Below are 12578 nucleotides of genomic sequence, written 5' to 3' on the forward strand. Positions count from 1 at the left end.
CCACGTTTTCCACCGTCTCTCCACAGCTTCCCACAGCTTCGCGGCTGCGGGGCCTCTCAAGAGCCTGCCGGGCCGGCGTGATTTGACAATAAGGGGCCCGTCCATATTATCCCGCCCAAACAAAGGGCCGCTCGGCTGGGCGGCTCTTTTTCTTTTTTCCGCTCCCGGCCGGGCGACCGGCGGGACTTTGTCGCAACGACCGTTCGAAGGGACGCCGTCCGTGTCCTCGCCCGCAGCCTCTCCGCTCCTCCCCGTCTTCGCGCGGTCGGAGCTCGCGTTCGAGCGAGGCGAGGGCTGCTGGCTCGTGACGACCGACGGCGACCGCTACCTCGACTTCGCGGCGGGCGTCGCGGTCAACGCGCTCGGCCATTCCCACCCGCATCTCGTCGCGGCGCTGACGGAGCAGGCGCAGAAGCTCTGGCACGTCTCGAACCTCTACCGGATCCCCGAGGGCGAGCGGCTGGCGCAGCGGCTGGTGGACGCGAGCTTCGCGGACGTCGTGTTCTTCTGCAATTCGGGCGCGGAGGCGCTCGAGGCGTCGATCAAGCTCGCGCGCAAGCACTTCCACGCCAACGGCCAGCCCGAGCGCTACCGCCTGATCACCTTCGAGGGCGCGTTCCACGGCCGCACGCTCGCGACCATCGCGGCCGGCGGCCAGGCCAAGTACCTCGAAGGGTTCGGCCCCAAGGTTGAGGGCTTCGACCAGGTGCCGTTCGGCGACCTCGCGGCGGTCGAGGCCGCGATCGGCCCGGAGACCGCGGGCGTCCTGATCGAGCCGCTGCAGGGCGAGGGCGGGGTGCGGCTTGTGCCGCCCGCCTTCATGCGGAGCCTGCGCGAGCTGTGCGACCGGCATGGGCTGCTGCTGGTGGTGGACGAGGTCCAGAGCGGCGTCGGCCGCACCGGCCATCTGTTCGCGCATGAGATTTCGGGCGTGACGCCGGACGTGATGGCGGTCGCCAAGGGCATCGGCGGCGGCTTTCCGCTCGGCGCCTGCCTCGCGACCCGCGACGCCGCCGACGGCATGACGGCGGGCGTCCACGGCTCGACCTTCGGCGGCAATCCGCTCGCCATGGCGGTCGGCAACGCCGTGCTCGACGTGGTGCTGGAGCCGGGCTTCCTCGACCATGCCCGCCGCATGGGCCTGCTGCTGAAGCAGCGGCTCGCGGGCGTGGTCGACGCGCACCGTTCGATCGTGACGGAGGTGCGCGGCGAGGGCCTTCTGACCGGCCTGCGCTGCGCGATCCCGAACGGGGACGTGGCCGCGGCCTTCCGCGCGGAGGGGCTGCTGACGGTTGGCGCCGGCGACAACGTGGTGCGCCTGCTGCCGCCGCTCATCGTGACCGAGGCCGAAATCGGCGAGGCGATCGCGAAGATCGAGCGCGCGCTCGACCGCATCAAGCGCGACATGGGTCTTGCTCTCGCGCGGGGGGCCGCGGAATGACGACGTCGGTTCACGGGAACGGCTCGGGCGCCTCCGGCCCGAAGCACTTCCTCGACCTCTGCGACTTCTCGGGGGCCGAACTGCGGGCCATGCTCGACTCCGGCCTCGCCATGAAGCGGCGGCGCCGCACGCCCGCGGCCGCGGCCGACAGGCCGCTCGCCGGCAAGGTCGTCGCCATGGTGTTCGAGCAGCCGTCCCTGCGCACCCGCATGTCGTTCGACGTCGGGATCCGCGAGCTCGGCGGCGAGCCGATGATGGTCACCGGCAAGGAGATCGAGCTCGGCGAGCGCGAGGCGATCGCGGACACGGCGCGGGTGCTGTCGCGCTTCGTCGACGCGATCATGATCCGCACGCTCCGGCATGACCTGCTGCTCGACCTCGCGGCCAACGCCACGGTGCCGGTGATCAACGGGCTCACCAAGCTCTCGCACCCCTGCCAGGTGATGGCGGACCTGCTCACCTTCGAGGAGCGCAAGGGCGACATCGCCGGCCGCACCGTCGCCTGGACGGGCGACTTCAACAACGTGCTCGCCTCCTGGATGCACGCGGCGGCGCGGTTCGATTTCCGCCTCAACGTCGCGACGCCGGACGAGCTCGGACCGCGGTCGGACATTCTGGACTGGGCGAGGGGCGAAGGCGCCGACATCCGGGTCGGAAGCGATCCCGAGCAGGCGGTCGACGGCGCGGACGCGGTCATCACCGACAGCTGGGTCTCCATGGGCGACAGCGACTGGGAGCGTCGCCACAACCTGCTGAAGCCGTATCAGGTCAACGCCGCGCTGATGCGCAAGGCCGCGCCGGACGCGATCTTCCTGCATTGCCTGCCGGCGCACCGCGGCGAGGAGGTGACCGACGAGATCATCGACGGTCCGCAGTCGGCGGTGTTCGACGAGGCCGAGAACCGCCTGCACGCCCAGAAGGGCGTTCTGGCCTGGTGCTTCGGCGCGGTCTGAACAGGCCTGAGGGCATCCCGAGCGGCGCTCGTATGCCCCGACCTCGTCGCGGAGCGGGTCGGCGCTCCTGTCCCTTCCCGTTCGTCCCCGCCTCGCTTACATGTCGGCCATCATGACAGACACAGCCTCCGCGAGCCTCCGAGAGGACGGCGACGACCGCATCCTGCCGTTCCAGATCGAGGAGCTCGACGTGCGTGGGCGCGTCGTGCGGCTCGGGCCGTCGATCGACGCCGTGTTGGAGCGCCACGCCTATCCGCCCGCGGTGTCGAAGCTCGTCGGCGAGGCGGTGGCGCTCACCGTGCTGCTCGGCTCGGCGCTCAAGATCGACGGCCGCTTCCAGCTCCAGACCCGTTCGGACGGCCCGGTCGGCATGCTGGTCGTCGACTTCGAGGCGCCCGACAAGGTGCGCGCCTGCGCGCGCTTCGACGCCGACCGGCTCGACGGCCTCCGCGACGCCGGCGCCCTGCTCGGCCGCGGCCATCTCGCGCTGACCGTCGACCAGGGGCCGGACATGTCGCGCTACCAGGGCGTGGTCGCGCTTGAGGGCGGCTCGCTGGAGGACGCGGCGCACACCTATTTCCAGCAGTCGGAGCAGATCCCGACCAAGGTGCGCCTCGCGGTGGCGGAAAGCTTCGAGACCGGGGCGCGCCATTCCTGGCGGGCCGGCGGGCTGATCGTCCAGTTCCTGCCGGAGGCGCCGGAGCGCATGCGCGCGCCCGATCTGGACCCGGGCGACGCGCCCGAGGACGCGGTGATCGACGCGACGCCTGAGGACGACGCCTGGGTGGAGGCCCAGACGCTGGTCGCCACCGTCGAGGATCACGAGCTGATCGACCCGACGCTCCCGCCGGAGCGGCTGCTGATCCGGCTGTTCAACGAGCGCGAGATCCGCGTGTTCGAGAGCCGCGGCGTGCGCGAGGCCTGCCGCTGCTCGCAGGACCGGGTGCGCGGGATGCTGAAGAGCTTCTCCGCCGAGGAGCGGCGCGACATGCGTCTCGACGACGGCTCGATCGAGGTGACCTGCGACTTCTGCTCGACGAAGTACGGTTTTTCGGCCGAAGAGGTCGTCGCGCTCGACGAGGCCGGCGACAGCGGCCAGAACTAAGGTCGCCGCCTTGACGCGTCATCCCGGATCGCGGCCGCGATCCGGGATCGAGAGCGCCATCGTTCGCGTCAGCCCGCTCCGCCGCCGTACATGTAGTTCGGCAGCCACAGGCCGATCGCCGGGAAAGTATAGTAGAGCAGCATCGAGAACAGCACGATGAAGAGGAACGGCATCACTCCCGCGAAGATCTCGTTGATTGAGACGTGCTTGGGCGCGACGCCCTTCAGGTAGAACGGCGCCATCGCGACTGGCGGCGACAGGAACGACGTCTGTACGTTCAGCGCCACGAGGATGCCGAAGAACAGCGGGTCGATGTTGAAGTGGCTCAGCAGCGGCAGGAAGATGGGCAGGAAGATCACGATGATCTCGGTCCACTCCAGCGGCCAGCCCAGCACGAAGATGATGACCTGGGTGAGCAGCAGGAACTGGATCGGCGTTAGGTCGAGCCCGATGATGAAGTTCTCGACCACGGACTGGCCGCCGAGATAGGCGAACACCGCCGAGAACACGAACGAGCCGACGAACAGCCAGCACACCATCGCCGACGCGCGGGCGGTGAGATAGACCGACTCCCTGAGCTTGTTAAAAGTCAGCTGCCGGTAGGCGATCGCGAGCAGCATGGCGCCGAAGGCGCCGATCGCCGCGGCCTCGGACGGCGTGGCGTAGCCGCCGATGATCGCGCCCAGCACGCCGGAGATCAGCAGCGCAAGCGGCAGGAACGAGGTCGCGAGCGCCCACATCACCGTCCAGTAGGAGGCGGCGCGCTCGGACTGCGGCAGCTTGGGCGCGAGCGACGGCGTGATCAGCACGCGCACGACCACATAGACCATGTAGAGGCTGGCGAGCATCAGGCCGGGGAAGAACGCCGCGGCGTAGAGCTTCACCACCGAAACGCCGGCGGTCGCGCCGTAGAGGATCAGCATCACGCTGGGCGGGATCAGGATGCCGAGACAGCCGCCGGCGCAGATGACGCCGGCCGACAGACGCGTGTCGTAGCCGGCGCGCAGCATGGCGGGGAAGGCCAGCAGACCCATCAGCGTCACCACCGCGCCGACGATGCCGGTCGCGGTCGCGAACAGCGCGCAGGTCGCGAGCGTCGCGAGCGCGAGGGAGCCCGGCAGGCCGCCGGCCGCGAGCTGGATCGAGCGGAACAGCCGGTCGAGGATGTTGGCGCGCTCGACCAGATAGCCCATGAACAGGAACAGCGGCACCGAAATCAGGACGTCGCTCGACATCACGCTGTAGGCGCGCTGGACGAACAGCTGGAACACCGTGTCGCCCATGGCGTAGTAGCCGAAGGCGACGCCAAGGGCCATGAGCGTGAAGGCGATCGGGAAGCCCAGCAGCAGCAGCGCGACGAACAGGGCGAGCATGATCACGCCCATCGCCGGATCGGAAATGAACGCGCTCATATCTTGGCCTCGTCGACGTCGATCTTCTTGGGGTCGATGGCGACCTGATTGGCCGCCGCCTCGGCGAGGATGAGCTGCTCGGTCTCCTCGACGTCGCTCAGGCGCTGCGGCCACTCGCCGGTCCTGAGGCAGATCACGCAGCGCATGACCTCGACGACGCCCTGCAGCGTCATCAGCACGCCGGTGACGGGGATCACGAGCTTGAACGGCCACAGCTTCAGGCCGTCGGGCGAGAACGAGCTCGTTTCGCCGGTCTGGAACGACAGGTCGAAGAACACCCAGCCGGCGTAGACCATGGCCAGGATGCCGGGGAAGAAGAACAGGATGTACAGCGCGAGGTCGAGGCCGGCCTGGGTGCGGGGCTGCCACTGCCGGTACAGGAAGTCGCCGCGGACATGGCCGTTGCGCGAGAGCGTGTAGGCCCCCGCCATCATGAACAGCACGCCGTAGAGCATGTAGCTGGCGTCGAACGCCCAGGTCGTGGGCGCGCCCATCAGGCGGCGCGAGGCGACCTCGTAGACGATGACGAAGGTGAGGACGACGATCGACCACGCGAACAGCTTGCCGACGGCCGCGTTGAAGCGGTCGACGGCGATAAGATAGGACTGCATGCGGTCTCCCCGAAGCGGACGCTGGAGGCTTAGCCGTCAGGCCTGCGCATTCGGGCGTCTGCGATCTCGCCGCCGCGCCTGACGACGAAGTCGCGGACGCCCGAATGCGCAAGGCCCGACTGGCGCGATGGGAGGAACGGCCGCTCGAAACGACGGCCGTCCCTCCGGCTGCTCAGGCCTGCTTGAAGAAGTGGTCGTAGGCGAGCTTGGTCTCGACTTCGTATTCCTGCGTGAAGCCGACGACCCGCTTCACCCACGCCTTCTGGCTCTCGATCACCTTCAAGAAGAACGGATCGGTCTGGGCCGCGATCACCTTGTCCCAGGCGGCGAGCTGCGCCTCCAGCACGGGCCGCGGCGTCTGGATCACCTTCACGCCCGCGTCCTTCAGCGCCTGCAGGTCCTTGGAGTAGCGGTCCTGCGCCTTCCACGACATGTCGGCGGAAGCGGCCTCGGCGGCGTATTTGATGATCGCCTGCACCTCGGTCGGAAGCCCGTCGAACTTCCGCTTGTTGAACAGGATCTCGAAGCTCTCCAGCGCCTGGTGGTAGCTCTGGACCATGTAGATCTTGGAGACGTCGGCGAAGCCCAGCACCTTGTCCGAAGACGGGTTGTTAAACTCGGCGCCGTCGATCAGCCCACGGTCGATCGCGGGCACGATCTCGCCGCCCGGCAGGATGGTGACGCCGGTGCCGAGCTCCTTGAACACGTCGGCCGAGAGCCCGACCGTGCGGTACTTGATGCCCTTGAGATCGTCGGCGGTCTTGATCTCCTTCTTGAACCAGCCGAGCGGCTGGGACGGCATCGGGCCGGAGAGGAAGCCCTTCACGTTCAGCTTCAGGACGCCCTGGACCAGCTCGTCATAGAGCTGCTGGCCGCCGCCGTAGTTGATCCAGCCCAGAAGCTGGTTGGCGTTCCAGCCGAAGGGCGGCGCGGTGCCGAACAGGGAGAAGGCCTTGTTCTTGCCGTACCAGTAGGCGGACACGCCGTGGCCGCCGTCGAGGATGCCGGAGTTGACCGCGTCCAGAAGCTGGAAGGCGGGCACCACCGCGCCGGCCTGCAGCAGGTCGAGCTGGATGCGGCCCGCGCCCATCTCGTTGACGCGCTTCACGAAGTCCGAGCCGAACTCGTGGAAGATGTCCTTGTTCGGCCAAGTCGACTGGAACTTCAGCCGCACCGCCGCCTGGGCGCGTACGACGGACGGCGCCGCTACGCCTCCGGCGACCGCCGCGGCGCCCGCGACGAGGAATCGTCGCCGGCTGCGGCCGGTTTCAGGCGCACCTGTGGCGCCGTTGGTTTTCGTCATTACAGACCTCCCTGGCGGACGCGCGCTTTTCGCGTTGTCGTCCCGGCGTTTCCCTCGCGCTCGCCTTCTGTCGACCAGATGCGGCCGCGGCGGTTCGCGGACGCCAGTAAATGTGACCGTTGAGGGGCGATCAAGCGGAATTCGCGCCAAATCGTCGCGTCCTGGCGTATTGAATGCAAATTGTCGGTCTCCGGAGCCCGCGGCCCTCGCAGGCCTCCGACCGACCGCGACGGTTGCGCAGTTGACGCCGCCGCCGCGTCGGCGCTTAAGCTCTCGGGATCATGACCGCATCACCCGCGTCCGAACCGTCTTCCGAACACAGCTGGACCGCCGTTACGCGGGCGATCCGGGTCACCGTGCAGCCGCGCTACCTGCCGGGCGAGTCGACGCCGGAGGAGGACCGCTACGTCTTCGCCTACACGGTCGAGATCGTGAACGAGGGCGACGAGACGGTGCGGCTGGTCGCGCGCAGCTGGCGGATCATCGACGGCCGCGGCCGCACCGAGGAGGTGCGGGGTCCGGGCGTGGTGGGCGAACAGCCGGTGCTGCCGCCCGGCCAGTCCTACACCTACACCAGCGGCGCGCCGCTTCCGACGCCGTCGGGCATCATGGTCGGCAGCTACCAGATGCAGACGGATATCGGCCAGCCCTTCGACGTGGCGATCCCGGCCTTCGCGCTCGAAAGCCCGCACGCCGTCCGCACCCTGCACTGATCCGGGACGTGTCCGCCGCCTATCCCAACGCGCGGGAGATCCTGAGCGCGTTGGTCGGCTTCGACACCGTCAGCTCGAAATCGAACCTCGCGCTGATCGCCTATGTCGAGGCGCTGCTGGCCTTCGCCGGCGTGGCTTCGGTCCGGACGCCGGATCCGTCCGATCCCGGCAAGGCCGCGCTGTTCGCCACCATCGGCCCGGCCGACCGCGGCGGCGTGCTGCTCTCCGGCCATACCGACGTGGTGCCGGCCGACGGATCCGGCTGGAGCGCCGATCCGTTCCGGCTCACCGCGCGCGACGGCCGCCTTTACGGCCGCGGCGCGTGCGACATGAAAGGTTTTCTGGCGGGCGTTCTCGCGGCCGTGCCGGCGTTGCTCCGCGCGGACCTGCGGACGCCGGTCCACCTGCTGTTCTCCTATGACGAGGAGACCGGCTGCACCGGCGTCGCCCCGACCATCGCGCGGTTCGGCGTCGATCTGCCGAAGCCGCTGCTCTGCGTCGTCGGCGAGCCGACCGAAATGACGGTGGTCGACGCCCACAAGAGCGTGTTCGCCTATGAGACGGTGGTGACGGGCCGGGCCGCCCACGCCAGCATGCCGCAGCTCGGGGCGAACGCGGTGATCGCCGCGGGCCGCCTCATCGGCGAGCTCGACCGCATGCGCGAGGCCTTCGCCATCGCGGGCGACCCGTCCGGCCGGTTCGATCCGCCGGAGACCACCGTCACGGTCGGAGTGGTGAAGGGGGGCTCGGCGGCGAACATCGTGCCGGAGCGCTGTCGGATTTCGTGGGGCTTCCGCGGGCTGCCGGGCATCGACGAGGACGAACCGGCGGAACGCCTTGCGCGCTTCGCGGAGGAGCAACTGCTGCCGGCGATGCGCCTGACGGCCCCGAAGGCCGCGATCGCGACGGAGTTGGTCGGCGTCGTGCCCGGCCTCGCGCCGGACCCGGGCTCGCGGGCGGAAACGTTGGCGTTCCAGCTCGCCGGCCAAAACCGGGCCTTCGCGGTGTCCTACGGCACGGAGGCCGGGCATTTTCAGGCGGCAGGCGTTCCGACGGTGGTCTGCGGACCGGGGTCGATCCGCCAGGCGCACACGGCGGACGAGTTTCTGGAAGAGGGCCAGCTGGCGGCGCTCGAGGGTTTTCTCGAACGCCTTGCCGCGCGCTGCGCCCAGGGGCTGTAAGCCGCGCTCAGCGCTGGCGGTCGCCCGGCCGCTCCGTGCGGCGGAGATCGTCGAGCAGCGAAGCGAGCTTCCCGGGAAGCTCCTGCTGGCCGGTCTGCTGCGGCAGCGACTTTCTCAGCCGATCGCCGATTTCGCGTTGAACGTGAAGGTCGAGCATCTGTTTCGTCCCGTCTTGCATCCCACACCTGCCAAACGAAACCGACCGCCCCGAGGGTCCTTGCATTCCGTAAGATTTTAGCGGTTACGCTTAAAGAACGGTGAATGGCCGTTCGCGTTCCGCGATATGGGCCCTCGAAGCGCTTAAATCTACGCATGCCGGCCCCGCTGTCCGGTCATGACTAAGACCGCGGGACCGCGCCCCGGTCTTTCCACTTCGTTTCACTGTTTGCGCAAGACGAACGCCTCGATCTGCTCAAGAGTTTCATCAGGAAGTTCTTCCTGCAGGGTGTGGCCGCAATCGAGCGCGCCGCCGCGCACGTCCAGCGCCTTCTCCCGCCAGGTCGCCAGCACGTCGTAGGTGCGCCCCACCACACCGCGCGCGCCCCACAGCGCGAGCAGCGGCGCCTCCACGCGGCGGACGGCGTCGGCCGCGTCGTGTTCGAGATCGATCGAGGCCGCCGCACGGTAGTCCTCGCACACGGCGTGGACCCCGTCGGGCGAACGGTAGCAGCGCAGGTATTCGGCGAAGGCCTCCGGCTCGGTCGCGCCGGCGATCTTGTTCTGCCGCTCGACGTGCTCGCGCAGAAAAAACTCGACGTCGGCGAGGATCATGCGCTCCGGCAGCGGCGCCGGCTGGATGAGGAAGAACCACCAGAAATACTGCGTCGCGAAGGCCCGATCGGCGCGGGCGTACATCGTCGCCGTCGGCGCGATGTCGAACACGGCGAGCCGTTCCACGGCCGACGGGTGGTCGAGCGCCATGCGGTGCGCCACGCGCCCGCCGCGGTCGTGGCCGACGACCGGGAACCGCTCATGGCCGAGCAGGCGCATCAGCGCGACTTGGTCCCGCGCCATCGCGCGCTTGGAATAGGCGGCGTGGTCGCCGCCGCCGGCGGGCTTCGAACTGTCGCCATAGCCGCGCAGGTCAGGCGCGATCACGGTGAAGCGGCGGGCGAGCGCCGGCGCGATCTTCCGCCAGGTCACGTGGGTCTGCGGGTGGCCGTGCAGCAGCAGGAGCGGAGGGCCGTCGCCCGCGATCGCCGCCCGGATCGTGACGCCGTCGCCGACGTCGGCGTCCAGCAGGCGGAACCCCGGCATCAACGGCGCCGGGCCCAACGCGCGCACATGGTCCTGCATCCAGATGTCTCCCTCTCCCAATCCTTTACCGACTTTCGTCCAGGGATCGATCCCGCCCAGACGCTGCACATTCTTTGCGCTTGATCACCCTCCGTTCACCGGATATCCGGCGATCCGCACAGCGCCAAGGCCCGGCGCGAACCACGAGCGCTGGCACCACCGACGTTCATGCGCAGCGACACCAGCGTCTTCAGCCTGCCCCGGTGGCCCGTCACGCGATGGCTGGCCCATCCTGGCCCGGACGTTCCCGTCGACATCCGCCACGACCTGATCCGCAGCCTACACGGCACCCTGCCGATCTTCGCGGGCGGCGTGGTCAACTCGATCCTGGTCGCGGCCATCATCGCCTACCGGCTTCCGAACACGCTGTTCCTGACGTGGCTTGGGGTCGAGGTGGCGCTCTGTCTGGTGCGGCTCGCGGTGCTGCTGGCCTCGTTCCGACGCGCGGCGGAGGGCCGGGAGACCCCGACCGATCTCTATCTCGCGCTCGGCTGCCTGTGGGCGGCGAGCGTGGGCTTCGGCGCCTTCATCACGCTGCTGAGCGGCGACTGGGTGGCCGCAACCCTCGCCTGCATGTCGGCCGCGGCGATGGTAGGCGGCATCTGCTTCCGGAATTTCGGCGCCCCGCGCCTGTCGGCCGTCATGACGATCCTCGCTCTCGGGCCCACCTGCCTCGCGGCGCCGTTCTCGGGTGAGCCGGTGATGTTCGTCACCTTCATCCAGATCCCGTTCTACCTGATCAGCATGCGCATGGCCGGCTACAAGCTGAACGCGCTGCTGGTCGCCACGATGCGGGCTGAGCGGGAGCACGCCCACCAGGCGCGCCACGACGTCCTGACCGGCCTGTCCAACCGGTTCGGCCTGATGCGGGCGATCGACAACAGCGGCGGCCGGTCGGACGACGGGCTCGCGCTGCTCTACCTCGATCTCGACGGCTTCAAGAGCGTCAACGACACCCATGGCCACGCCAAGGGCGACCGCCTGCTGACCATCGCCGCCGAGCGCCTCAAGCGGCTGCTCCGCTCCGGCGACGTGGCGGCGCGCATCGGCGGCGACGAGTTCGTGGTGATCGCCCGCGACGTGGAGGCGCCCAAAGCCTCGCTGCTGGGCGAGCGTCTGATCCGCGAGATCGGGGCGCCTTACGACCTCGGCGAAGGCGTGAGCGTTCGGATCAGCGTCAGCGTGGGCGTCGCACTGGTGCCGGAGAACGGCGACAGCGTGCCGATGCTGCTCGACGCCGCGGACGCGGCGCTCTACCAGGCCAAGGTCGCCGGCAAGGGCCGCTGCGTCGTCGCCGACTCGCAAGGCGGCGGCGCGCCGGGCCCGAGCGTGCTCTCTCCGGCCTAAGGTCAGGTCGCGAGGCACGAGGTCGGCCGCGCGCCCCGCGCGGTCCACGTGGCGACGTCGCCGGAGCCGCGAAGCTCGAACTCCTCCGACGCGTACCAGAGGCCTGACCCCGTCGCCCGCCTGGCGAGCGTCGCGGTGGAGCCGTCGACCAGGGTGACGGCGGCCGCGTCCGGCAGGAACTGGATCGACAGGAAGCCGCCGTCGTCGCAGGCGTAGCGCGCGGTGCTTATGGTCGCCGCCGCGGCCTGCGGGGGCGCCGGCCGGGGATCCCCGGCGCAGCCGGCGAGCGCCAGCGCCACAAGCGGCCCGAGAAAAAGCGCGTTCAGCGCGTGCATGCCGTGTTCGCGCCTTTCGCTGGATGCGGCTGCGCGCCGCGGTCACGAATCGGAGCCGACGCTACCGCGCGCCGGGCCGCAGGCCTATCTCCGGCTCGAGACCCACCACGTTCCAGCCCTCCGGTTCATGATCCTGCGCGTTCTCGGCATCGCCTCTCTCGCCTTCGTCGTGCTGTTCCTCGCCCCGATCGCGGTGTCGGCGGCGCTCTACGCGCTCGGCGACCGCCATCGCGACTGGAGCACGGCCGACCGCTCAAGCGCGGGCCTGCTGCGGCCGGCGGCGGAGCAGCGCGAGGCCGTGGTCCGGGTGTTCGCGGCCCGCACCGTGCGCTGGCGCGGAATCTTCGCCACCCATTGCTGGATCGTCGTGAAGCCGAAGGGCGCGGACGCCTACGAGCGCTACGACTACACCGCCTGGGGCGAGCCGATCCGGGTGAACGGCTTCGTCGCCGACGGCCGCTGGTTCGGCCGCGTTCCCGAGACGGTGTTCGCCGCCGACGGCGCGCTGGCCGAGGCGGCGATCCCCAAGATCCGGAAGGCGATCGCCGGCTATGCGCACAGCGCCTATGGCGACTACCGCGCCTGGCCGGGGCCGAACTCCAACACCTTCGTCGCCGCGGTGATGGCGGCCGCGCCGGAGCTCGAGGCCAAGCTGCCCACGACGGCCGTCGGCAAGGATTACCCGCATGACGGCCGCTGGATCGCGCTGACGCCGTCCAAGACCGGCCTGCGGCTCACGCTCGGCGGCTACGCCGGCGTGACGATCGGCTGGTACGAGGGCTTCGAGCTCAACATCCTTGGCGCCGTCGCGGGCGTCGAGCTGCGGCGTCCGGCGATCAACCTGCCGGGCGTCGGCCGCTTCGGCGCGCCGCTGGACTGAA

Annotated in this window: 13 protein-coding genes; 7 read left to right on the forward strand and 6 right to left on the reverse strand. The window is 69.6% G+C overall.

Annotated features, from left to right (window positions below):
* Positions 1 to 220: 220 nt before the first annotated feature.
* The 3 genes from PKE78_RS17320 (at position 221) to PKE78_RS17330 (ending at position 3499) form a co-directional block, all read left to right on the forward strand.
* Complete coding sequence (locus PKE78_RS17320) at positions 221 to 1441, forward strand: aspartate aminotransferase family protein (protein ID WP_271202183.1); 1221 nt, start codon at positions 221 to 223, stop codon at positions 1439 to 1441.
* Positions 1438 to 2394: an ornithine carbamoyltransferase gene (argF, locus tag PKE78_RS17325; protein ID WP_271202184.1), complete on the forward strand. Its 957-nt coding sequence runs from the start codon at positions 1438 to 1440 to the stop codon at positions 2392 to 2394. Before PKE78_RS17320 ends, argF begins: the two co-directional genes overlap by 4 nt.
* Before the next feature lie 112 nt (positions 2395 to 2506).
* Positions 2507 to 3499 carry an Hsp33 family molecular chaperone gene (locus PKE78_RS17330; protein WP_428981292.1) on the forward strand — a complete coding sequence of 331 codons (993 nt, stop codon included), beginning with the start codon at positions 2507 to 2509 and terminating at the stop codon, positions 3497 to 3499.
* A 68-nt stretch (positions 3500 to 3567) separates the two neighbouring features.
* Here the strand turns inward: PKE78_RS17330 and PKE78_RS17335 are convergent, their stop codons facing one another.
* The 3 genes from PKE78_RS17335 to PKE78_RS17345 form a co-directional block, all read right to left on the reverse strand.
* A complete protein-coding gene (locus PKE78_RS17335; RefSeq protein WP_271202186.1) occupies positions 3568 to 4911 on the reverse strand; it encodes a TRAP transporter large permease in 1344 nt (447 codons plus the stop codon).
* Positions 4908 to 5522: a TRAP transporter small permease subunit gene (locus PKE78_RS17340; protein WP_271202187.1), complete on the reverse strand. Its 615-nt coding sequence runs from the start codon at positions 5520 to 5522 to the stop codon at positions 4908 to 4910. Before PKE78_RS17340 ends, PKE78_RS17335 begins: the two co-directional genes overlap by 4 nt.
* A gap of 172 nt (positions 5523 to 5694) precedes the next feature.
* Complete coding sequence (locus tag PKE78_RS17345) at positions 5695 to 6825, reverse strand: TRAP transporter substrate-binding protein (protein ID WP_271202188.1); 1131 nt, start codon at positions 6823 to 6825, stop codon at positions 5695 to 5697.
* Between the two features lie 281 nt (positions 6826 to 7106).
* On the opposite strand from PKE78_RS17345, the gene apaG reads away from it, so the two are divergent.
* Both apaG and argE read left to right on the forward strand, forming a co-directional pair.
* On the forward strand, positions 7107 to 7538 hold the full coding sequence (gene apaG / locus PKE78_RS17350; RefSeq protein WP_271202189.1) for a Co2+/Mg2+ efflux protein ApaG: 432 nt from the start codon (positions 7107 to 7109) through the stop codon (positions 7536 to 7538).
* 8 nt (positions 7539 to 7546) lie between these two features.
* Positions 7547 to 8719 carry an acetylornithine deacetylase gene (gene argE / locus PKE78_RS17355; RefSeq protein ID WP_271202190.1) on the forward strand — a complete coding sequence of 391 codons (1173 nt, stop codon included), beginning with the start codon at positions 7547 to 7549 and terminating at the stop codon, positions 8717 to 8719.
* Between the two features lie 7 nt (positions 8720 to 8726).
* On the opposite strand, the gene PKE78_RS17360 is transcribed toward argE, so the two are convergent.
* Positions 8727 to 8876, reverse strand: coding sequence for a hypothetical protein (locus tag PKE78_RS17360; RefSeq protein WP_271202191.1), 150 nt, complete (start codon positions 8874 to 8876; stop codon positions 8727 to 8729).
* Between the two features lie 221 nt (positions 8877 to 9097).
* Positions 9098 to 9976: an alpha/beta fold hydrolase gene (locus PKE78_RS17365; protein ID WP_271202192.1), complete on the reverse strand. Its 879-nt coding sequence runs from the start codon at positions 9974 to 9976 to the stop codon at positions 9098 to 9100.
* Positions 9977 to 10183: 207 nt separating this feature from the next.
* Between PKE78_RS17365 and PKE78_RS17370 the strand changes: the two genes are divergently transcribed.
* The gene (locus tag PKE78_RS17370) at positions 10184 to 11362 is read left to right on the forward strand and encodes a GGDEF domain-containing protein (RefSeq protein WP_271202193.1); all 1179 of its coding nucleotides are present in this window, start codon (positions 10184 to 10186) and stop codon (positions 11360 to 11362) included.
* 2 nt (positions 11363 to 11364) lie between these two features.
* On the opposite strand, the gene PKE78_RS17375 is transcribed toward PKE78_RS17370, so the two are convergent.
* The gene (locus tag PKE78_RS17375) at positions 11365 to 11697 is read right to left on the reverse strand and encodes an MliC family protein (RefSeq protein WP_271202194.1); all 333 of its coding nucleotides are present in this window, start codon (positions 11695 to 11697) and stop codon (positions 11365 to 11367) included.
* Between the two features lie 127 nt (positions 11698 to 11824).
* Here PKE78_RS17375 and PKE78_RS17380 point away from each other — a divergent pair, with 127 nt between their 5' ends.
* Positions 11825 to 12577, forward strand: coding sequence for a DUF3750 domain-containing protein (locus PKE78_RS17380; RefSeq protein WP_271202381.1), 753 nt, complete (start codon positions 11825 to 11827; stop codon positions 12575 to 12577).
* Position 12578 lies beyond the last annotated feature (1 nt).

This window comes from Methylopila turkensis, assembly GCF_027922325.1.
Classification (GTDB): domain Bacteria; phylum Pseudomonadota; class Alphaproteobacteria; order Rhizobiales; family Methylopilaceae; genus Methylopila; species Methylopila turkensis.